This window comes from Streptomyces sp. NPDC002324 (assembly GCF_053593335.1).
On sequence record NZ_JBSFCF010000006.1, the window covers coordinates 106,808 to 126,808 of the forward strand.

General features: G+C 70.5%; 18 protein-coding genes. 7 read left to right on the forward strand and 11 right to left on the reverse strand.

The window, feature by feature from the left end:
* Positions 1 to 378 precede the first annotated feature (378 nt).
* Complete coding sequence (gene serC / locus ACWCRJ_RS11115; protein WP_046917225.1) at positions 379 to 1,497, forward strand: phosphoserine transaminase; 1,119 nt, start codon at positions 379 to 381, stop codon at positions 1,495 to 1,497.
* Between the two features lie 80 nt (positions 1,498 to 1,577).
* Here the strand turns inward: serC and ACWCRJ_RS11120 are convergent, their stop codons facing one another.
* The 4 genes from ACWCRJ_RS11120 to ACWCRJ_RS11135 all read right to left on the reverse strand — a co-directional run bounded on the left by ACWCRJ_RS11120 (position 1,578) and on the right by ACWCRJ_RS11135 (position 7,028).
* Positions 1,578 to 3,185, reverse strand: coding sequence for an alpha/beta hydrolase (locus ACWCRJ_RS11120; RefSeq protein ID WP_450939005.1), 1,608 nt, complete (start codon positions 3,183 to 3,185; stop codon positions 1,578 to 1,580).
* A gap of 248 nt (positions 3,186 to 3,433) precedes the next feature.
* Positions 3,434 to 5,005: a cellulase family glycosylhydrolase gene (locus ACWCRJ_RS11125; protein WP_450939006.1), complete on the reverse strand. Its 1,572-nt coding sequence runs from the start codon at positions 5,003 to 5,005 to the stop codon at positions 3,434 to 3,436.
* 158 nt (positions 5,006 to 5,163) lie between these two features.
* On the reverse strand, positions 5,164 to 5,985 hold the full coding sequence (locus tag ACWCRJ_RS11130) for an ABC transporter permease (protein ID WP_450939007.1): 822 nt from the start codon (positions 5,983 to 5,985) through the stop codon (positions 5,164 to 5,166).
* Positions 5,982 to 7,028: an ATP-binding cassette domain-containing protein gene (locus tag ACWCRJ_RS11135; RefSeq protein WP_450939008.1), complete on the reverse strand. Its 1,047-nt coding sequence runs from the start codon at positions 7,026 to 7,028 to the stop codon at positions 5,982 to 5,984. Before ACWCRJ_RS11135 ends, ACWCRJ_RS11130 begins: the two co-directional genes overlap by 4 nt.
* 89 nt (positions 7,029 to 7,117) lie before the next feature.
* Here ACWCRJ_RS11135 and ACWCRJ_RS11140 point away from each other — a divergent pair, with 89 nt between their 5' ends.
* Positions 7,118 to 7,978: a TetR/AcrR family transcriptional regulator gene (locus tag ACWCRJ_RS11140; protein ID WP_450939009.1), complete on the forward strand. Its 861-nt coding sequence runs from the start codon at positions 7,118 to 7,120 to the stop codon at positions 7,976 to 7,978.
* Between the two features lie 24 nt (positions 7,979 to 8,002).
* Here ACWCRJ_RS11140 and ACWCRJ_RS11145 read toward each other — a convergent pair whose 3' ends face one another.
* Positions 8,003 to 9,022: a WD40 repeat domain-containing protein gene (locus ACWCRJ_RS11145; RefSeq protein WP_450939010.1), complete on the reverse strand. Its 1,020-nt coding sequence runs from the start codon at positions 9,020 to 9,022 to the stop codon at positions 8,003 to 8,005.
* Between the two features lie 222 nt (positions 9,023 to 9,244).
* On the opposite strand from ACWCRJ_RS11145, the gene ACWCRJ_RS11150 reads away from it, so the two are divergent.
* A complete protein-coding gene (locus tag ACWCRJ_RS11150) occupies positions 9,245 to 9,928 on the forward strand; it encodes an SGNH/GDSL hydrolase family protein (RefSeq protein WP_450939011.1) in 684 nt (227 codons plus the stop codon).
* A gap of 2 nt (positions 9,929 to 9,930) precedes the next feature.
* On the opposite strand, the gene ACWCRJ_RS11155 is transcribed toward ACWCRJ_RS11150, so the two are convergent.
* Positions 9,931 to 10,719, reverse strand: coding sequence for an SAM-dependent methyltransferase (locus tag ACWCRJ_RS11155; protein ID WP_450939012.1), 789 nt, complete (start codon positions 10,717 to 10,719; stop codon positions 9,931 to 9,933).
* Between the two features lie 134 nt (positions 10,720 to 10,853).
* Here ACWCRJ_RS11155 and ACWCRJ_RS11160 point away from each other — a divergent pair, with 134 nt between their 5' ends.
* Both ACWCRJ_RS11160 and ACWCRJ_RS11165 read left to right on the forward strand, forming a co-directional pair.
* Positions 10,854 to 11,444 carry a Uma2 family endonuclease gene (locus ACWCRJ_RS11160; RefSeq protein WP_450939013.1) on the forward strand — a complete coding sequence of 197 codons (591 nt, stop codon included), beginning with the start codon at positions 10,854 to 10,856 and terminating at the stop codon, positions 11,442 to 11,444.
* A gap of 110 nt (positions 11,445 to 11,554) precedes the next feature.
* Entirely contained in the window at positions 11,555 to 12,943 is a 1,389-nt protein-coding gene (locus ACWCRJ_RS11165; RefSeq protein WP_450939014.1) for an MFS transporter, read from the forward strand.
* A gap of 43 nt (positions 12,944 to 12,986) precedes the next feature.
* Here ACWCRJ_RS11165 and ACWCRJ_RS11170 read toward each other — a convergent pair whose 3' ends face one another.
* On the reverse strand, positions 12,987 to 13,919 hold the full coding sequence (locus tag ACWCRJ_RS11170) for a nuclear transport factor 2 family protein (RefSeq protein ID WP_450939015.1): 933 nt from the start codon (positions 13,917 to 13,919) through the stop codon (positions 12,987 to 12,989).
* A gap of 147 nt (positions 13,920 to 14,066) precedes the next feature.
* Between ACWCRJ_RS11170 and ACWCRJ_RS11175 the strand changes: the two genes are divergently transcribed.
* Positions 14,067 to 15,059, forward strand: a complete 993-nt coding sequence (locus ACWCRJ_RS11175) for an aldo/keto reductase (RefSeq protein WP_450939016.1) — start codon at positions 14,067 to 14,069, stop codon at positions 15,057 to 15,059.
* 250 nt (positions 15,060 to 15,309) lie between these two features.
* Here ACWCRJ_RS11175 and thpR read toward each other — a convergent pair whose 3' ends face one another.
* The 3 genes from thpR to ACWCRJ_RS11190 all read right to left on the reverse strand — a co-directional run bounded on the left by thpR (position 15,310) and on the right by ACWCRJ_RS11190 (position 18,109).
* Positions 15,310 to 15,882: an RNA 2',3'-cyclic phosphodiesterase gene (gene thpR / locus ACWCRJ_RS11180; protein ID WP_450939183.1), complete on the reverse strand. Its 573-nt coding sequence runs from the start codon at positions 15,880 to 15,882 to the stop codon at positions 15,310 to 15,312.
* 37 nt (positions 15,883 to 15,919) lie between these two features.
* Positions 15,920 to 17,455, reverse strand: coding sequence for an MFS transporter (locus ACWCRJ_RS11185; protein WP_450939017.1), 1,536 nt, complete (start codon positions 17,453 to 17,455; stop codon positions 15,920 to 15,922).
* Between the two features lie 216 nt (positions 17,456 to 17,671).
* Positions 17,672 to 18,109, reverse strand: coding sequence for a MarR family winged helix-turn-helix transcriptional regulator (locus ACWCRJ_RS11190; RefSeq protein WP_257565303.1), 438 nt, complete (start codon positions 18,107 to 18,109; stop codon positions 17,672 to 17,674).
* 164 nt (positions 18,110 to 18,273) lie between these two features.
* Here ACWCRJ_RS11190 and ACWCRJ_RS11195 point away from each other — a divergent pair, with 164 nt between their 5' ends.
* Positions 18,274 to 18,456, forward strand: coding sequence for a hypothetical protein (locus ACWCRJ_RS11195; protein WP_020115690.1), 183 nt, complete (start codon positions 18,274 to 18,276; stop codon positions 18,454 to 18,456).
* A gap of 16 nt (positions 18,457 to 18,472) precedes the next feature.
* Here the strand turns inward: ACWCRJ_RS11195 and ACWCRJ_RS11200 are convergent, their stop codons facing one another.
* Positions 18,473 to 19,891 (reverse strand): NCS2 family permease, encoded by a 1,419-nt coding sequence (locus ACWCRJ_RS11200; RefSeq protein ID WP_450939018.1) that lies wholly within the window; start codon positions 19,889 to 19,891, stop codon positions 18,473 to 18,475.
* Between the last annotated feature and the right edge of the window lie 110 nt (positions 19,892 to 20,001).

The following is a 20,001-nucleotide window of genomic DNA, read 5'->3' on the forward strand; positions in this document are numbered from 1 at the left end:
GTTGTCGCCCCCGCCGCCCCTACCCGTCCCTCCCCCAGGGGCTGCGCCCCTTCGACCCCCATCCGCCGGCCCGGTGGGGGCTGATCGCGCAGTTCCCCGCGCCCCTGAAAAGCAGGGGCTGCGCCCCCTGCTTTCCAGGCCCGCAACGCCGTGGCTTGTCAGGCCCGCAGGGGCCTGGTCCTTCAGGCCCGCAGGGGCCCGGTCTTTCAGGGGCGCGGGGAACTGCGCGAGCAACCCCCACCCGACCCGCACCCGCCGACGCGCAAGCACCCGCACCCCCGAGCCACTAGGCACCCGGGCACCCGGGCGCCCCCACCCCGTCTCACCCGACGGACGACGTTTCGCCCAGGTTTCGCGGAGCGGCTAGGCTCCATGCCCGTGGCTGATATCCAGATCCCCGCTGACATCAAGCCCGCCGACGGACGTTTCGGCGCGGGCCCCTCCAAGGTTCGGACGGAGGCGCTGGACGCGCTGGCCGCGACCGGCACCTCTCTGCTCGGCACCTCCCACCGCCAGGCCCCGGTGAAGAACCTGGTCGGCCAGGTCCGCGAGGGCATCAGCGAGCTGTTCTCCCTGCCCGAGGGCTACGAGGTCGTCCTCGGCAACGGCGGCTCCACGGCCTTCTGGGACATCGCGACCCACGGCCTGATCGAGAACAAGAGCCAGCACCTGACCTTCGGCGAGTTCAGCTCGAAGTTCGCCAAGGCCGCGAAGCTCGCCCCCTGGCTCGCCGAGCCGACGGTCGTCTCCTCCGACCCCGGCACGCATCCGGAGCCGGCCGCCGAGGCGGGCGTCGACGTCTACGCCTTCACGCACAACGAGACGTCCACCGGTGTCGCCGCCCCGCTGAACCGCGTGGCCGGCGCCGACGAGGGCGCCCTCGTCCTGGTCGACGCCACGTCCGGCGCGGGCGGCCTGCCCGTCGACATCGCCGAGACCGACGTCTACTACTTCGCCCCGCAGAAGTCCTTCGCCTCCGACGGTGGCCTCTGGATCGGCGTCTTCTCCCCGGCCGCCATCGAGCGCGCCGAGCGGATCCACGCCTCCGGCCGCCACATCCCGGAGTTCTTCAGCCTCCCCACGGCGATCGACAACTCCCGCAAGAACCAGACGTACAACACCCCGGCGCTCGCGACCCTCTTCCTGCTCGACCAGCAGCTGAAGTGGATCAACGGCCAGGGCGGTCTGAGCTGGTCCACGGCCCGGACGAAGGACTCCTCGACCCGCCTCTACACCTGGGCGGAGGAGAGCAAGTACGCGAGCCCGTTCGTCACGGACGCGGCCAAGCGCTCCCAGGTCATCGGCACGATCGACTTCTCGGACGAGATCGACGCCGCCGCCGTCGCCAAGGTCCTGCGCGCCAACGGCATCGTCGACACCGAGCCCTACCGCAAGCTCGGCCGCAACCAGCTGCGCGTCGCCATGTTCCCGGCCATCGCCCCGGACGACGTCGAGGCCCTCACCAAGTGCGTCGACCACGTGATCGAGAAGCTCTGATCACTCCCGTACGACACGTACGACGCTGAAGGGCGCCCGGCAACCAGTGCCGGGCGCCCTTCTCGTTCGTCACCGCGCGGTCAGCCTCGGAAGCCGAGTATGCCGTGCAGGGTCTCACCGCTGGTCGCGCCGACCGTGCTCAGGGTGGACTGCGCCGACTTCTGCTCGGCGGGCGCCGGCGTCGGGTCGGGCAGCTTCTTGCACGTGGCGTCGGCCGTGCCCTTGCCGTGCGGCACCTTGCCGTTGGTCAGGTACGTCGCCAGGTACTTGTCGAGGCAGCTGTTGCCGCTCAGCGAGATGCCGTGGTTGCCGCCGCCCTGCTCGACGACCAGGCTGGAGTTCTTGAGCAGCTTGTGGACGGTGACCCCACCCTGGTACGGGGTGGCCGCGTCGTCCGTCGCCTGGAACAGCAGCGTCGGCGGCAGCTTGGAGTTGGCGATGTTCACCGGCTTCAGCGACTTGGTCGGCCAGAACGCGCACGGCGCGTTGTACCAGGCGTTGTTCCAGGCCATGAACGGGGCCTTCTTGTAGACCGCCCAGTTGTCCTTGGTCCACTTCTTCCAGTCGCGCGGCCAGGACGCGTCACGGCACTGCACCGAGGTGTAGACGCTGTAGCCGTTGTCGCCGGAGGAGTCGACGGCGGCGAAGTTGTCGTACGCGTCCACCAGCGGGGCGGTGTCCTTGTCGTTCACGTACGCCGCGAACGCCTCGGCCAGGAAGGGCCAGTAGCCGTTGTAGTAGCCGCCCGGGAGGAAGATGTCCTCCAGCTCGGAGGCGCCCACCTTGCCCTCCGCGGGCTTCTTGGCGAGAGCGTCCCGCATGGCGTACCACTTGGCTTCGATCTTCTTCGGATCGGTGCCGAGCTTGTACGTGGAGTTGTACTTCGCGACCCACTTCATGAACGCCTTGTGGCGCTTGTCGAAGGCGTAGTCCTGGTCGAGGTTGTCCTCGTACCAGACACCCGTCGGGTCCACGATCGAGTCCAGCACCAGGCGCCGCACCCGCTGCGGGTACAGCTTGGCGTAGACGGCGCCGAGGTAGGTGCCGTACGAGTAACCGAAGTAGTTGATCTTCTTCGCGCCGAGGGACTTACGGATCGAGTCCAGGTCCTTCACGGCGCTGATCGTGTTGATGTACGGCAGGACGTCCTTGTACTTCGTGCCGCAGGCCTTGGCGAAGGACTGGGCGCGCTTGACGTTGGCCGTCTCGATCGCGGACGTGCTGGGCACGGAGTCCGGGCGCACCGGGTCGAAGTAACCGGGCTTGCAGTCCAGGGCGGGCTTGCTCGCGCCCACGCCCCGCGGGTCGAAGCCGATGACGTCGTACTGCGCGGCGACCTTCTTCGGCAGCGAGGACGCGACGAACGAGGCCAGACCCGTACCGCTGCCACCGGGGCCGCCCGGGTTGACCAGCAGCGGGCCCTGGTACGTCTTCGAGGTGTGCGGCACGCGGGACAGTGCCAGCGTGATCTTCTTCCCGTTCGGCTTCGCGTAGTCGAGCGGCACCTTCACCGAGGCGCACTGGAGCGTCGGCGAGTTGTCGGTGGCGCACTTCTTCCAGGCGACCTTCGCGGCGGCGGCCTGGACGGTGTTCGCGGAGGGCGACCCGCTGGCGTTGGCGGGGACGGCGCTGAGCGTCCCGGCCAGAACGACGCCGGCGCCGCACAGCACGGCTGCGCTTCTTCTCATGAAGTTCTCTCTGAACGATGGGGGGTTCAGGTCCGCGAGGTTCGCGGTCCAGGCCGCATGGTTCCCGAAGATCGCGCCCAGCAATAACTTATTCGACCAAGACTTGACCGAATTGAGTCATTGCTTACTCTCAAATGACTGACAGAAAGGGGCAGTTGCGCCAATCCGGACAAGCGATTCCGGACGGCCGCCCGCCGCCGACGAGGGCACCCGGCGAGCCCCGGGCGCCCCCTCTCGCACCCCACGCGTCAGGTGGCCGTACAGCTCACGCTCGGCACACCCCCGCCCCCGGGCGCGCCCCCGAAACCGAAGCTCGCCGAAGCGCCCGCGGCGACCGCCCCGTTGTGCGCGGCGTTGGTCGCGGTGACCGTCGCCCCGCTCTGGGTGTAGGACGCGTTCCACATGTTCGTGACCCGCTGGGAGCCGGGCCAGGTCCAGGTGACCTTCCAGGAGGCGAGGGCGGTGGTACCGCTGTTGGTGACCTTCACCTCGGCGTTGAAGCCGCCGCCCCAGTCGCTGCTGACCGTGTACGCGGCGGTGCAGGCGGGCGTGCCACCGCCGGGGTCGCCCGGATCACCCGGATCACCCGGATCGCCGGGGTCTCCCGGGCCGGAGCCGCCGGGCGGGAAGCCGGGGGCCTTGATGCTCGCGAGGTAGCCGTCCTTGACGGTGTCCACCGTCTGCCAGTCGTCCTTCAGGATGCCGCCGGTGTCACCGGAGTTGGGGTTCCAGGACCAGAAGGTCCAGTGGAAGGAGTCCGAGCCGTAGGTCGAGGTCGAGCGCAGATAGGTCACCAGGGCCGCCAGCCACCGCTGGTCGACGGTGGACTGGAGCGTCGTACCGAACTCGCCGACCCACACCGGCGCGATGTTCTGCTTGAAGATGTATCCCCAGTACCTGTCCCAGATGCCGGGCATGTTGGCGGGGAAGGACGGGTCGCTGAACCAGCTCTGCTGGGCGACGCTCGTGGCGTAGTCGTGGGCCGAGTACACCACCCGGTTCGCCACGTCCAGCTGCACCGGGTACTGGGCCACGCCCATCAGGTTGCCGCCCCACCAGCCCGAGACGCCGTTGAACGTCTGGACGCCCTCGACGAGGATCAGCAGGTCGGGGTTGACCGACAGGACCGCGTTGCCTGCGCGCTGGGCGGCCAGGCGCCAGTCCCTGGCCGTGTCCCCGCAGCCCCAGCAGGCCGGATCGTGGGGCTCGTTGTGGAGGTCGATGCCGACGACCGTCGCGTTGCCCTTGTAGCGGGTGGCCAGTGCCTTCAGGTTGGTGATCCACGTCGACTCGGGGACGGCCGAGGTGTACCAGAGCGCCGACTGGCCCGCCGCGTCCGGGCGGTGGCGGTCGAGGATGACCTTCAGCCCGCTCTGCCCGGCGTACGCGACGATCTTGTCCAGGACCTGGAGAGACGTCAGGCCCCGCAGGTCGGCGTTCTTGCCGTCGGAGTGGTTGAGGCTGTCGGGCATGGTGCCGGGTTTGAGGATGTCGTCGCTGTAGGGCATCCGGATGGTGTTGTAGCCCAGCGACTTCATCTGGTCGATCATGCTCTTGTAGTCGCGGGACCAGAGGCCGTGGGGGACGTGGTTGGCGGTCTCGAAGCCGAACCAGTTGATGCCGGCGATCCGGACCGACTGGCCGCCGGCGTCCAGGATCTGCCGGCCGCTGGTACGCCAGTAACCGGCCCCGGCCTCGGCGGCGCCGGCCTCCGGCGCGGTGGCCGCCGCCGCCGGGTGCAGGCCGCCGGCCAGGGGCAGCGTGAACAGGGCGGCGGCCGCGCACAGGGCGCCCAGGGTTCTCCGTAAGCTGCGGAACATGTCGCTGCTTCCTCCTCGGGAGGTGCGGGTCCGGAACCGATGGGAGCGCTCCCATCACCCGCACATCCCATGGAAACAGATCGCATGGACACGTCAAGGCGTCCGGCGCCACCTGATGCGCCGGACGCCCTCACGCGTCCCCCGGACCGCCCGTCCCCTCAGCTGCTGAGCTTCTTGAACCGGCGTACCGCCAGCGGCAGGAAGACCAGCGTCAGCACCAGCGGCCACACCCCGGCCATCAGCAGCGCGTTCCGCTCGACCCAGGAGTCACCGCCGCCGACCGGCGTCCCGAACAGCTCGCGGGCCGCCGCGGCCGTGGAGGAGATCGGGTTCCAGGCGGCGATCCAGCCCAGCCAGTCGGGCATGAGCTGCGGGGCGACGTAGATGCTGGAGATCATGGTCAGCGGGAAGGCGACCGCGAACAGCCCGCCCGCCGCCTCCGGGTTGGGGACCAGCAGGCCCAGCCAGACACCGATCCAGATCAGCGCGAAGCGCAGCCACAGGAGCAGACCGAACGCGGCCAGGAAGCCGAGGCCCCCGTCCGGGCGCCAGCCCATCGCGACCGCCGTCAGCATCATGATGGCCAACTCCGCGCAGGCGCCGAGCAGATCGGTCAGCCCTCGCCCGGCGACCACCGCGGACGGCGCCATCGGCATGGAGCGGAAGCGGTCGATGACCCCCTTGGTGGAGTCGTGGACGACCAGCGTGGCCGTGTTGATGAACCCGAAGGCCATCGTCATCACGAACATGCCCGGCATCAGGAAGTCCCGGTAGTCCCCGCCGCCGGGCACCCGCATGGCACTGCCGAAGACATAGCCGTACAGCAGCACGGAGAGAATGGGAAAGCCCAGCTGCCAGGCGATGTTGACCGGCTGGCGCCGGTAGTGGGTGAGGCCTCGGCGGACGATGTTCCAGACGTCGGAGAACAGCCAGTACGTACGGCCGCGCGCACTCGGCGCGCCCAGGTCGACGGTGGTCATGCGGCGGTCCCCTTCCCGGTGTCACGGATGTCACGGACGTCCGCCGCGCTCCCGGTCCCGGTGGTCCCCGGCTTCTGCGCGCGGTGACCCGTCAGGCGCAGGAACACGTCGTCCAGGCTCGGCCTGCGCAGGCCGATGTCCACGACCCGCACGCCCTCGTCCTGGAGGGTGCGGGCCACCTCGGTGAGCGCCGCGACGCGGTCGGTCACCGGTGCGTGGACCCGTGACTCGGCGTCGTCCGACTCCGGTTCGCCGTCCGAGACCCGGGCGACGACCTTCACCGCGCGCGGGATGTCGGCGCGCTCGGCGAGGACGACCTCGACGCGGTCGCCGCCGACCGTGCTCTTCAGTCCGTCGGGGGTGTCGTCGGCGATGGCCCGCCCCTGGTCGATCACGGTGATGTGCGAGGCCAGCCTGTCGGCCTCCTCCAGATACTGCGTGGTGAGCAGCACGGTCGTACCGCCCGCCACCAGCGCGCGTACGGCTTCCCAGACCTCGTTCCGGCTGCGCGGATCGAGGCCGGTCGTCGGCTCGTCCAGGAAGAGGACGGCCGGGGCGAGGATCATCGAGGCGGCGAGGTCGAGTCGGCGCCGCATACCGCCGCTGTACTTGCCGACGCCCTTGTCCGCGGCGTCGACGAGGTCGAACCGGTCGAGCAGTTCGGCGGCCCGCGACTTCGCCCGCTTCCCGCCCAGGTGGAACAGCCGGCCGAACATCTCCAGGTTCTGCCGGCCGGTCAGCACCTCGTCCACGGCGGCGTACTGGCCGGTGAGGCCGATCCTGGCCCGTACCTCGCGCGGGCTCCGTGCCACGTCGAGACCGGCCACCACCGCCCTGCCGCCGTCCAGGCGCACCAGGGTGGACAGGATGCGTACGGCGGTGGTCTTGCCCGCGCCGTTCGGGCCGAGCAGGCCGTGCACGGTGCCCTCGCGCACGGCGAGGTCGAACCCGTCGAGCGCCCGCTTCTCCCCGTACCGCTTCTCCAGCCCCTCCGCCCGCACCGCGTATCCGCCGACGCCTCCGGCGCCGCTCGACTCGCTCATGGGTCCCCCTTCCGTCAGCAACTGAGTACACCGTACCCGAATTCGCGTACGTCGTACCCAGTTTTTTCGCGAGGGCATAAACTCCGCTCATGACCAGGAACGAGGGCGGTTCGGACGACGACGCGAGCGGCGGCCGGGCAGGCGGGACCACCGGCGGAACCCGCGGTGCCGGCGGTTCCGGTGGGGGTGGGGGTACGGAGTCCAGCGGCAGCGGGGACATCGTCCGGACGCTGCATCTGCTGTGGGACACCGGCCGCCGCCCCAGCCGGGGCCCGAAGCCGGGGCTCACCCTGGACCGGATCGTGGAGGCGGCCGTCCGGGTCGCCGACGCGGAGGGGCTGCCCGCCCTGTCCATGCGCCGGGTCGCCACCGAACTCGGCACCGGGACCATGTCCCTGTACCGCTACGTCCCCGGCAAGGCCGAACTGCTGGACCTCATGCTCGACCGCGTCCAGCGCCCCTCGGAGAACCCCGCCGACCTCGGCGACGGCGACTGGCGCTCCGCCCTGGAGGCCCTGGGCCGGGCCACCCTCGCCCTCTACCGGCGCCACCCCTGGCTGCTGCAGGTCAACCAGTCCCGCCCGGTCCTCGGCCCCAGCGCCCTCGACGGCATGGAGAAGGTGCTCTCACGCATCAAGCCCATGGGACTGACCGACCCCGAGCTGATCTCCGCGATCATCGCCGTGGACGGCTATGTCGTCGGCGCCGCACGCACCCAGCTCTACGCGCAGGAGGCGGAACACCGCACCGGCCTCACGGACGCGGAGTTCTGGCAGGCCCAGGCGCCCGTCCTGGAGGAACTCATGACCTCCGGCCGCTACCCGCTCCTCGCCGGCCTCTCGGACGACGCCTTCGCCACGGGCTTCGACCACTTCGAGTTCGGCCTGCAGCGCCTTCTGGACGGGCTGGAGGTGTTCGTCGCGCGGCGGGGCGGGGGCGGAGAGGGGTGACGGGGAGCGTGGGTGCCTCGTGGCTCAGGACGGCCGGCGCAGCAGCCGCCTGAAGCCCCATACGACGACGACCGCACCGCCGACGGCGAGGGCGCCGACCTTGAAGGTGGAGCCGGCGCCGTCGCCGTCCGCCGCCGCGGTGCCGGAATCCTTCCCGCCGGAGGACGACGAGCCGGAACCACCGCTCCCGGAGCCGCCGCCGGGCACGTCCCGCGCGACGACCGAGCTGCCCGACCCCTCGCTGCCGTACATGATCTTCGAGCCGTCGGCGTCGAAGGTGACCGACTCCCCCTGCCGCTGCAGGGGCACGTTCAGCCGCTCGACCTTCTTGATCCTGCCGCCGTTCCAGTCGTAGAGGATGCCGCCGAAGTAGGCGCGCAGGGCGAGTTGCTTGCCGTCCGGTGAGAACGCGCCGTCGGTGACTTCCAGGTCCGGGACGGAGGCGACCTTCTTGAACACGTTCGTGCCGGAGGGCGAGAGGTCGGCCGGACCCTCGTACAGCGATCCGCCCTCCTCGTTCTTGTCGGCGATGTAGACCCGCCCTGTCTTCGGATGCACCATCAGTGCCTCCGCGTCCCGCGCCCCGCCCTCGTACTTCACCACGTACTGCGTGGCCTTGATCGTCTGGTCCTTCAGCTCCTTCGGCTCCGGGAGTTCGTAGATCCAGACGTACGCCCAGGTGCCGCCGAGGTTGTCCCCGATGTCGCCGACGTAGAGCTTGTCGCCGGGGCCCATGGAGATCGCCTCGACGTCGCGCGGGGTGCCGACGCCGGTCAGGGTGACCGTGGCGACCGTCTCGCCCGTCTCGCTGTCGACGGCGTAGAGGAAGGCCCCGTCGTCGCTGTCGTTGTGGGTCCAGTAGACCCCGGGGTGCTGGCGCGACGCGGCGAGACCGCTCGACTCGGTGATCCGCGTGTCCTTCATCGTGAACCCGTCGTCGTCGGCTGCCGCGGGCGCGGCCGGGAGGGCGGCGAGCAGGACGGCGGCGAGACCGGCGAAGCCGGCGCGGAACCGGCGAAGCGAGGTGAGGGGGCGACGGCGCATGGGCCCAAGCCTGCCATCTCGCTCCGCCGGGTGGGGTGGGGGAGCGCCGTCGGGGTGGGGGTGGCCGGTCGGGTGCGGGTGCGTGGGGCTTCTCGCGCGGTTCCCCGCACCCCTCGGGAAGCAGGGGCTGCGCCCGCTGCTTCCCGCCCACGTGGCAGGGTTCACAGGGCTGTTCGGGGCGAGAGGTGCTACCAACCGGTAGCGATCGTTCATGATGTGCGAATGCTCAGGTTCATGCCCGTAGGCGACTCCATGACGATCGGGAGCGCCGGCGAACACACATGGCGCTACCGGCTCTGGCAGCACCTGCGCACGACGTACGAGGGGCCCTTCAAGATCGTCGGCCCGCGCGAGGCGCTCCACGACAAGGCGACGGACGCCCCGACGTCGTACGAGTACGCCGGCGCCGACCCGCGCTTCCCCCGCGGCCATCTCGCCGGCTGGGGCGAGGGCTGGCTCCACATGGCGCCGCTGATCGCCGACGCGGTCCGCGGCCACCGGGCGGACGTCCTCCTCGTCTCCCTCGGCCTCATCGACCTCGGCTTCTACACCAACGCCGAGCAGACCGCCGAGAACACCCGCCGCTTCGTCGAGGCCGCCCGCGAGGCGAACCCGCACGTCCGCATGGTCCTCCTCCCCGTCACCCCCAACGTCCGCGCCGAGTCCGACGCCCCCTTCGCCGCCCAGGTCGCCCGCTTCAACGAACTCCTCGCCAAGACGGCCGCCGACCTCGACGAACCCCGCTCCCCGCTCCTCGTGGCCTCCCCGCCCCGGTCGTACGACATCCACCGGGACACCTACGACGGCACGCACCCCAACGCCTCCGGTGAACACAAGATCGCGGCGACCTTCGCGAACGCGATGCACGAGGCGTGGGACCTGGGGGGACCGTACGAGGAGGCGTAGGGCTAGGGCCCAACGCCCTCGGCTGTCCGCACGGCCGTCACCAGCGCGAACGTCAGAAACTCCCCCTGGTCCGCCTCCAGCATCTCCACGACCGCCCGATCGGCGCCCCCTGCCCGCGGATCGCGTTCCGCACACGCCCGCGCCCAGAGCAGCCAGTCCCGCCAGCCGTCCTCCTGGAGCCGGGCCGAGGTGACGTCGACCAGTTCGGTGACCGCCCACTGGAACCGCCACCACTCGGCGGTGTGCCAGGCGATGGCCTCCCAGCCGACGACGGCCTTGATGTGCGCCGGGACGGACCCGAGGTCGCGCACCTCGCGGGTCAGCGCGGGTGTGGCGACGCCGAGCTGCCCGCCGGGCCGCAGGAACCGCACCAGGTACGGCAGATAGCTGTCCGCCGTCCCGAAGTACTCGAACGCGTCCACGCTGACGACGGCGTCGAAGCTGCCCTCCTCGAACGGCAGGGCATGCGCCTCGGCCCGCACCGCCGTCACCCGGTCCCCCACCCCGGCCTTCTCGAAGACCTCCGCCGCCTCCTCCGCCGCGATCCACCAGTCCGCGGCGACCACCTCCACCCCGAACTCCCGCGCCAGGAACACCGAGGTCGCCCCCTTCCCCGACCCCAGGTCCAACACCCGCATCCCGGGCCGCAGTTCGAGGTCCCGCACCAGGTCCTCCAGCAGCCACAGCGGGTTCGGCCCCATGTCGAGGCCGAGCAGCCAGGAGGGGTCGTAGGCGGAGGAGCGCGGGTAACGGTCGGGGCGGTGGAGGGCGTCGAGCGCGGTGGTGGTCACGGGAGACGACCCAAACGGTTCGGGCGCCGGGCGCGCAAGGGAGTTTCGTCGTACCTCCGTGCCCTGGTCACCGTGCGTATCGTTGTACTGCGCGGCCGTCTTCGTTCGAGGGGCGGCCGGGGAGGAGCGCCACGATGACCGTCCTTGAAGACAGGATCGCGATGGCCGAGAGCGACAACACGCGCCAACTGGACGAGATGTTCGAACGGCTCGAGAAGATGCCCGTCCCCGAGGGATACAAGGTAGAGATCGTCGAGGGGACCATCTACATGTCGCCGCAGCGGGACATCCACTGGCAGACGATTCGCAAGGTCATCTGGGCGTTGGAGGATCACTTCGGACGGGAGACGACAGTGTTCTCGGACGTCCGCATCGACTTCCCCGGCCGCCAGAACGGGCTCGCTCCGGACGTGGCCAAGTTGAGCGACGACGCCGAGAAGGGCCCTGAGGGCCGCTGGCGCTACGAGGACGTCGAGTTCATTGCCGAAGTCATCTCTACGGACACCGCCAGGAACGACTACGGCCCCAAGAAAACCGCGTACGCACTCGCCGAGGTCCCCGTCTACCTGATCGCCGACCCCTATGTGGGCAAGTGCCGGCTGTTCACCCAGCCCAAGGACGGCGACTACATCAGCGACCTGTCCATCACCTACGGCGGCGACGTCGACATGACCACCACCCTGCTCGGTCTGGTCCTCCCGACCGCCGAGTTCCCCCGAGGCTGACGACCTCACCCACCGCCTCCCGGATCCGGCGCTCCGCACTTGATCGGCGGCCCCCCGCTCGCTTGGATGTCCCGGTCGGACGCGGCGGTGACGGATGCGGGGCGGGACGGATGACGCGGGGCGGTGGGCTGGGCCGGGAGTTCCGGTGGCTGTGGGCGGCGTACGCGGTCAGCGCGTTCGGAACGCGGCTGTCGTTCGACGCGTTCCCCCTGATCGCGGTGCTGGTCCTGCACGTCGGCCCGACGCAGGTCTCCGCGCTGGCGGCCACCGGCCTGGCGGTGGGCGCGGTGGTGGCCCTGCCGCTCGGCCCCTGGGTGGAGTTCCGGCGCAAGCGTCCGGTGATGATGACGATGGACCTGGTCCGCTGTGCGGCCCTGCTGACGGTCCCGGCCGCCTACGCCCTCGACCTGCTCACCTTCCCCCAGCTCCTCCTGGTCTCCATGGTCGTCGCCGTGGCCGACATCACCTTCACCGCGGCGAGCGGCGCCTTCCTGAAGTCCCTGGTCCCCCCGGAACACCTCGTGGCCGCCAACGGCCGCTTCGAGGCCACAATCTGGACCACGACCATGCTCGGCCCACCGCTCGGCGGCGCCGCGATGGGCCTCTTCGGCCCGGTCGTCACCCTGCTGATCGACGCCACCAGCTACCTGCTCTCGGCAGCGGGCATCCGGGCGATCGGCGACCGCGAGCCACACCCGGCGGGGGACGCACCATCGGCGAGGGCGACAGAGTCCATGACGTCGACGGAGACCCCGAAGGACGTGGCGCCCACAGCACCCGCCCCACCCGCGACGCCCACGACGCCCACGACGCCCAAGACCCCCACACCCCGTCTCCGCCCCACCGACCTCCTCGACGGCTGGCGGTTCCTGCTCGCCGACCCGGCCCTGCGCCCCCTCTTCCTCAACACCATCGTGGTCAACGCGCTGATCATGGCGCCCGCACCGCTGCTGCTGATCCTCATGGTCGGTGAACTCGGCTTCGCCCCCTGGCAGTACGGCCTCGCCTTCGCCGTCCCCTGCGCCGGCGGACTGATCGGCTCCCGCCTCTCCCGCCGCCTGGTCGCCCGGCACGGCGACGACCGGGTCCTGCGGGTCGCCGGAACCCTGCGGGCCTGCTGGCCGCTGGGGCTGGCGTTCATCGGTCACGGTCCGGCGGGCCTCGTCCTCGTCATGGTCGTCGAGCTGGGCCTGATCACCTGCATCAGCGTCTTCAACCCGGTGATGGCCACCCAGCGCCTCACCCGGACCCCGTCGGACCGTGTCGCCCGCGTCCTCACCGCCTGGTCCGTCACCGGCAAACTCGCCACCGCCGCCACGACGGCCCTCTGGGGCCTCCTCGCCGCCCTGACCACCCCCCGAACGGCGATCGCCACGGCCGGCCTCCTCCTCCTGGCGACCCCCCTGCTCCTCCTCACCCACCGCCGCCGGCCCGGCGGGGCACCCCGCACCCCCGCCCCGCACGACCACCGGAACCAGGAGCCCCTCCCGAAGGAATGACACCGGACGCCGCACAGGGCCCACCAGGAAAGCGGTGCGACGGTCAGAACATCGTGTTGTCGTTCGCCGACGTCTCCGGCACGTCCTGGAGTACGTCCCAGTGTTCGACGATCTTTCCGTTCCGCACCCGGAACAGGTCGACGACGGCCTGGCCGCGCTCGCCCGGGACGTTCACGTAGTGGCTGTGGACGGCGACGAGGTCGCCCTCGGCGATGACCCGCTTGCGCGTGACGGTGAGGGAGGGGAACTGCTGGAAGTAGCCGCCCAGACCGGCCCTGGCCCCGGCCACGCCGTCGGGGATGTTCGGGTTGTGCTGGTGGTACTCGGGGCCCCAGTACCGGTCGAGCGCCGAGAGGTCCTTCCGCACCAGCAGCCGGTCGAAGGCCTTGGTCACCAGCTTCTCGTTGTACGCGGTCAGCCAGGCCGGCCCCGGCGCCTCGGTGCGCGGCCGGCTGACGGTGGAGAACATGTCGTTGCCGTTGGCCGAGGACTCCGGCACCTCCTGCCCCACGTCCCAGTGCTCCGCGATCCGCCCGCCCTGGAAGCGGAAGATGTCGAACACGGCGGAGCCCCGGGTGCCGGGCGTGAGCACGACGTTGGAGTGCACGAGGACGAGGTCGCCCTGGGCGATGACCCGCCTGACGTCGTAGGCGGCGTCCGGGAACTGCTGCCGCACCGCCGCCGCGAGCCCCTTCAGCGTCTCCGCCCCGTCCGGCGCGAACGGGTTGTGCTGGATGTAGTCCGGCCGCACGTACCGGTCCACGACCGCCGTGTTCCCGTCCTCGAACACCCCCTTCAGCACCCGTACGGCCACGGACTTCTGGTACCCGAGCCGAGCGGCGTCCCCGTGCGGGGCCCGCTCGGCGACGGCGGAGGACGGGGCCGCGACGGCCGGTACGACGGCGGCGGTGGACGTGAGCGCGACGGCCGCGAGGACGGCGACGAGCGCGCGGCGGGCAGGCGTGGTGGGGGTCACGATGCTCCCATCGGAGAGGTCGGCAGAACAGTCTCCCGCTTGAAAGTTCAAGCAGTAGGACTTACGAAAGGAAAGCACTAACCTTCAGTTAGCGTCAAGATCTCTCCCCTTGCCTAGAGCGCACTCCACCGCCTTGGCTAAGCAGTCATGAAGTACACACAGCTCGGACGCACAGGTCTCAAGGTCAGCCGGCTGGTCCTCGGCACGATGAACTTCGGTCCGCAGACGGACGAAGCGGACAGTCACGCGATCATGGACGCCGCGCTGGACGCGGGCATCAACTTCTTCGACACGGCGAACGTCTACGGGTGGGGCGAGAACAAGGGCCGCACCGAGAGCATCATCGGCAACTGGTTCGCCAAGGGCGGCGAGCGCCGCGACAAGGTCGTCCTCGCGACCAAGGTCTACGGGAACATGGCGGCGTCGGCCGACTCCTGGCCCAACCACGACAAGCTCTCCGCCCTGAACATCCGGCGGGCCGTGGACGCCAGCCTCAAACGGCTGCGCACGGACCACATCGACGTCTACCAGTTCCACCACGTCGACCGGGCCACCCCCTTCGAGGAGATCTGGCAGGCCGTCGACGTCCTGGTCCAGCAGGGCAAGATCCTCTACGCCGGCTCCAGCAACTTCCCCGGCTACAAGATCGCCCAGGCGAACGAGACCGCCGCCCGCCGGGGCGGCACCATCGGCCTCGTCAGCGAGCAGTGCCTCTACAACCTCGCCGAGCGCCGCGCCGAGATGGAGGTCATCCCGGCCGCGCAGGAGTACGGCCTCGGGGTCATCCCCTGGTCGCCGCTGCACGGCGGACTGCTCGGCGGGGTCATCAAGAAGGAGGCCACGCAGGGCCGCCGCGCCTCCGGCCGCAGCGCCGACGCCCTCGCCGACCCGGCCGTACGCGGCCAGGTCCAGGCGTACGAGGACCTCCTCGACAAGCACGGCCTCGCACCGGGAGAGGCCGCCCTCGCCTGGCTCCTCACCCGTCCCGGCGTGACCGGCCCGATCGTCGGCCCCCGTACGGCCGAGCAGCTCCGGTCGGCGATCCGCGCGAACGAGCTGGAGCTGAGCGAGGAGCTGCTGACCTCGCTGGACGAGATCTTCCCGGGCCCGGGCCCGTCCCCGGAGGCCTTCGCCTGGTGAGGGCCCCGTAAGGGGCGCGGGGAACTGCGCGACAAGCCCCCGCCGACGGGCGGGTCGGCACGGTCCGCAGTTCCCCGAAGGTCACCGGAACCCGACCGTCACCGGACCCGACGGTCACCGGTGGCCGACGGTCACCTGCCAAGCGCCGCCGCGAGAGCAACCACCGCGAACATCAGCACGAGCACACCGGCCATGATCCGGTTACGGGTCTTCGGGTCCACCCCACGAGCGTAACCGGCGGCCCGAACGGTCATCCGGCCGCCCCGAGCGGCCAGCGCCCCACCGCCTCGTACCGCGGCTGCGCCCCCGGCACCCCGGACGTCGGCAGATTGCTGCGCACCAGCGCGAGGTCGGCCACCGTCCACGTACGCCCGGTGAAGGCGTCGAGCGCGTCGACGTACGGCCGTACGTCGATGTCGTCGCGGCTGCGGGCCACCGTCAGATGGGGCGTGTACCGGCGGTGCTCCCCCATCGGCACCCCGGCCTTACGCGCCGCCGCCTCCGCCCGGTCGGCCAGCAGCCGGAGCGCGCCGAGGTCGCCCTCGGCGCCCGCCCACAACGCCCGCCCGTGCCCGAACTGTCCGCCGCCGCGCACGGCCAGCGGGAACGGCTCGCCGCGCCGCGCGGCCCGCTCCAGGCGCCGCGACAGCTCCGGTACGACATCCTCCTCGACCTCGCCGTAGAAGGCGAGGGTGAAGTGCCAGCCGGCCGACGCGGTCCAGCGCAACCGGTCCGCACCGGCCAGGCCCTTCAACTCACCGATCGCCACGCCGAGTTCGTCGACGACGTCGGCGGGCGGCAACACCGCGGCAAACAGCCGCACGGTACTCATGGCACTCATGACGGCCACCTTCGCACCACTAGGCGGCGGTCGTCACGGGAACGGTCCGCTCCCCGTGCTGCCCCTCGGCCCGTTCCCTGGGCACGAACCGCAGCCGCGGGTGACCCCGGTTCCATCCCATCGACACCCGCAGACCGCCGGCCCTGACGAGGATCAGGCCCACGGTGACCGCGGCGACGGTGGAGACGACACCACCGGCGAGGAAGCCCGCGCGGGCGCCGTACGCGTCGGTGGCCCAGCCGGCGATCGGCGCGCCCAGCGGGGTGCCGCCGAGGAAGACCATCATGTAGAGGGCCATGACACGGCCGCGCATCGCGGGGTCGGTGCCCATCTGGATGGCGGTGTTGGTGGTGACGTTCACCGTCAGGCCGAACATCCCTATCGGCACCATGAGCAGGGCGAACAGCCAGTACGTCGGTGCCAGCGCGGCCACGATCTGCAGCAGGCCGAAGGCGAGCGCGCCCCCGATCAGCACCCGCAGCCGGGCGGTGCCGCGACGGGCGGCGAGCAGGGCACCGGCGACCGAGCCGACCGCCATGAGCGTGTTGAAGAAGCTGTAGGAGCCGGCGCCCGAGTGGAACACGTCGTCCGCGTAGGCCGACAGCCAGACGGGGAAGTTGAAGCCGAACGTGCCGATGAAGCCGACGAGGACGATGGGCCAGAGCAGTTCGGGGCGGCCGGCCACGTAACGCAGGCCCTCACGGAGCTGGCCCTTGGCGCGGGGCGCGCGGCGCACGGGGTGCAGGTCGCGGGTCCGCATCAGCAGCAGGCCGGCGATGGGGGCGACGAAGGACAGGCCGTTGAAGAGGAACGCCCAGCCCGTGCCGACGGTGGTGATCATCACGCCGGCGACGGCGGGGCCGACCAGACGGGCCGACTGGAAGTTCGCCGAGTTGAGGCTGACCGCGTTCTGCAGCTGGTCCGGGCCGACCATCTCCGACACGAACGACTGCCGGGCCGGGTTGTCGACCACGGTGGCCATGCCCACGGCGAAGGCGGCCACGTACACGTGCCACACCTGGACCTGGCCGGAGAGCGTGAGCGCGGCGAGCGCCAGTCCCGTGACGGCCATGGACGTCTGGGTCAGGAACAGCAGCCGGCGCTTGGGGAAGCGGTCGACCAGCACCCCGCCGTACAGCCCGAACAGCAGCATCGGCAGGAACTGCAGCGCCATCGTCACACCGACGGCCGTGGACGATCCGGCCAGGCTCAGCACGAGCCAGTCCTGAGCGATCCGCTGCATCCACGTGCCGACGTTCGACACGACCTGCCCGAGGAAGAACAGCCGGTAGTTCCGCACCCGCAGCGACCGGAACATGGACACGCGTTCACGGGGGGCGGGGGTCTGGGCAGGGGTGGGGGCACTCGCGGGGGTGGGGCTCGCGGTGGGCGCGGGTGCCTCGGGGCCGATGGCGTCCGGGGGCGCCTCGGCGGTGGCGGGTCGGTCCAGCGGGCCGGTGGTATCCGGCGGTGCTTCCGGCACCTCGTGCGCGTGCTGGGTGGCGCGGGGGGTCGGTGGCGCGGGGACGGAAGCTGCTCCGGGGCCCGTACTCAAAAGGGTTCGCCTCCTTGCGTGGAACGTGTGCGTGTCGTGCGGTTGCGTAAGCCTCACGGCTCCTGTTCTGTCTGCTTCTGTCTGTCTCTGTCTGCTGGTTCCCGGGCCGGCCCATGCCTGTCCCCCAGGGGGCGCGCGGGCTGTCGGCCGGGGCGTATCGGAGGCCGGTCCGGCGTGCCCCCGTGGCCCGAACGCGCCCGGCGGGCGGGCGCGGGGTCAGAGGTGGGCGAGCTTCTCCAGCACGGGCGCGGCCGCGCGCAGCTTCTCCCACTCGTCCTCGTCGAGGCCCTCGACGAGGGAGGCGAGGAACGCGTTGCGTTTGCGGCGGCTCTCCTCCAGCATCGCCTCGGCCCGCTCCGTCTGGGTGACCACCTTCTGCCGCCGGTCCTCGGGGTGCGGCTCCAGCTTCACGAGGCCCTTGCTCTCCAGCAGGGCGACGATCCGGGTCATCGACGGGGGCTGCACATGCTCCTTGCGGGCCAGCTCACCGGGGGTGGCGGTGCCGCAGCGGGCGAGGGTGCCCAGCACCGACATCTCGGTCGGGCTCAGCGACTCGTCGACCCGCTGGTGCTTGAGCCGACGGGACAGGCGCATCACGGCGGAACGGAGGGCGTTCACAGCGGCCTCGTCGTCGCCATGGTTCAGGTCAGGCATGTTCTTTAGCGTAACTCATTACCCTCGCTAAAGACCATCGGAACTCCACAGCTGTGCCCGTGAGCCCCGCCACTCATGCCGATCCCGGCCCTTACGTCACTCATATGAGTGACTAGTAAGCAGAACGTGACACGGAGGGCCGGAGGCACCCGACCCTTGTACACATGGGGACCACTGTGCTCAGCCTGCGGATAGACGGGGAGCTGCTCGACCGGCTCCGGACCCACGCGGCGAAAAGGGGAATGAGCGTCCAGGACTACGTGATCGGGACGCTCATTCGCGACGACTTCGACGAGCGGTTCCAGACCGCGGTCGACGAGACGGAGAAGTTCTACGGGGTGCGGTGAGGCGACCGGGTGCCGCTCACGTCAGCCCCAGGGCCGGCATCAGGTAGTAGAAGCCGAAGACCGCCGCCACCACGTACATCGCCGCCGGAACCTCGCGTCCACGACCCGCGGCCAGACGCAGGACGACGAAGGTGAGGAAGCCCATGCCGATGCCGTTGGTGATCGAGTAGGTGAACGGCATCATCACCATCGTCACGAACGCCGGGATCGCGATCGTGTAGTCGGCCCAGTCGATCTCGCGGACCGAGTTCGCGAGGATCAGGAACCCGACCGCCAGCAGCGCCGGGGTCGCCGCCTGGGAGGGCACCATCGTGGCGACCGGCGTCAGGAACAGCGCGACGGCGAACAGAGCGCCGGTGACCACGTTCGCGAAGCCCGTGCGCGCGCCCTCCCCCACACCGGCCGTGGACTCCACGAAGCAGGTCGTCGCGGACGAGGAGCTGGCGCCACCGGCCGCGACGGCGATGCCGTCGACGAAGAGCACCTTGTTGATGCCCGGCAGCTGGCCGTCCGCGTCGGTCAGCCTGGCCTCGTCGCCGACGCCCATGATCGTGCCCATCGCGTCGAAGAAGCACGACAGCAGCACCGTGAAGACGAAGAGGACACCGGTCAGCACACCGACCTTCGAGAACCCGCCGAAGAGGCTGACCTGGCCGATCAGCCCGAAGTCGGGGGTCGCCACCGGGTTGCCGGGCCACTTCGGCGTGGTCAGACCCCAGGCGCCCGCGGGCAGGTCGGCGGCGGCCTGGACGACGACCGCGAGCAGCGTCATCGCGACGATCGAGATCAGGATCGCGCCCGGCACCTTGCGCACGATCAGCGCGAGCGTCAGCAGCGCGCCCAGGACGAAGACGAGCACCGGCCAGCCGTCGAGATGTCCGGTGGCTCCCAGCTGGAGCGGCACGGTCGTGTGGGCGGCGTCCGGGATTCGGGTGACGAAACCGGAGTCGACCAGCCCGATCAGCATGATGAACAGGCCGATACCGATGGAGATGCCCTTGCGCAGACTCAGCGGCACGGCGTTCATGACCCGCTCCCGGAGCCCCGTCGCCACCAGCAGCATCACGACGAACCCGGCCAGCACGACCATGCCCATCGCGTCCGGCCACGACATGCGCGGCGCGAGCTGCAGCGCGACGACCGTGTTCACGCCGAGCCCCGCCGCCAGCGCGATCGGCACGTTGCCGATGACGCCCATGAGGAGCGTGGTGAAGGCGGCGGTGACCGCGGTCGCGGTGACCAGCTGGCCGTAGTCCAGCTGGTGCCCGTACATGTCCTTCGCGCTGCTCAGGATGATCGGGTTCAGCACGATGATGTACGCCATCGCGAAGAAGGTGGCGAAACCGCCCCGGATCTCGCGCGACAGCGTGCTGCCGCGTTCCGTGATCCTGAAGTGGCGGTCGAACACGCCGACGGTGCTGCTCTGCGGGGACATGCGGAACCTCATCCCCAACAGGCATGCATGGCGCCGTTGGAGTTTTCTACGAACAGAAGTGGTCAGACAGAAACCGTTTCAGTATGAACATATAATTCAACTCTCGCCAT

What these genes read in the sequence shown, in the direction of transcription:
- ACWCRJ_RS11120 (WP_450939005.1), bottom strand. Translation starts at nt 3,185, where the DNA reads ATGAGAAGAAGCGCAGCCGTGCTGTGCGGCGCCGGCGTCGTTCTGGCC.
- ACWCRJ_RS11125 (WP_450939006.1), bottom strand. Translation starts at nt 5,005, where the DNA reads ATGTTCCGCAGCTTACGGAGAACCCTGGGCGCCCTGTGCGCGGCCGCC.
- ACWCRJ_RS11130 (WP_450939007.1), bottom strand. Translation starts at nt 5,985, where the DNA reads ATGACCACCGTCGACCTGGGCGCGCCGAGTGCGCGCGGCCGTACGTAC.
- ACWCRJ_RS11135 (WP_450939008.1), bottom strand. Translation starts at nt 7,028, where the DNA reads ATGAGCGAGTCGAGCGGCGCCGGAGGCGTCGGCGGATACGCGGTGCGG.
- ACWCRJ_RS11140 (WP_450939009.1), top strand. Translation starts at nt 7,118, where the DNA reads ATGACCAGGAACGAGGGCGGTTCGGACGACGACGCGAGCGGCGGCCGG.
- ACWCRJ_RS11145 (WP_450939010.1), bottom strand. Translation starts at nt 9,022, where the DNA reads ATGCGCCGTCGCCCCCTCACCTCGCTTCGCCGGTTCCGCGCCGGCTTC.
- ACWCRJ_RS11150 (WP_450939011.1), top strand. Translation starts at nt 9,245, where the DNA reads ATGCTCAGGTTCATGCCCGTAGGCGACTCCATGACGATCGGGAGCGCC.
- ACWCRJ_RS11160 (WP_450939013.1), top strand. Translation starts at nt 10,854, where the DNA reads ATGACCGTCCTTGAAGACAGGATCGCGATGGCCGAGAGCGACAACACG.
- ACWCRJ_RS11165 (WP_450939014.1), top strand. Translation starts at nt 11,555, where the DNA reads ATGACGCGGGGCGGTGGGCTGGGCCGGGAGTTCCGGTGGCTGTGGGCG.
- ACWCRJ_RS11175 (WP_450939016.1), top strand. Translation starts at nt 14,067, where the DNA reads ATGAAGTACACACAGCTCGGACGCACAGGTCTCAAGGTCAGCCGGCTG.
- ACWCRJ_RS11190 (WP_257565303.1), bottom strand. Translation starts at nt 18,109, where the DNA reads ATGCCTGACCTGAACCATGGCGACGACGAGGCCGCTGTGAACGCCCTC.
- ACWCRJ_RS11195 (WP_020115690.1), top strand. Translation starts at nt 18,274, where the DNA reads ATGGGGACCACTGTGCTCAGCCTGCGGATAGACGGGGAGCTGCTCGAC.
- ACWCRJ_RS11200 (WP_450939018.1), bottom strand. Translation starts at nt 19,891, where the DNA reads ATGTCCCCGCAGAGCAGCACCGTCGGCGTGTTCGACCGCCACTTCAGG.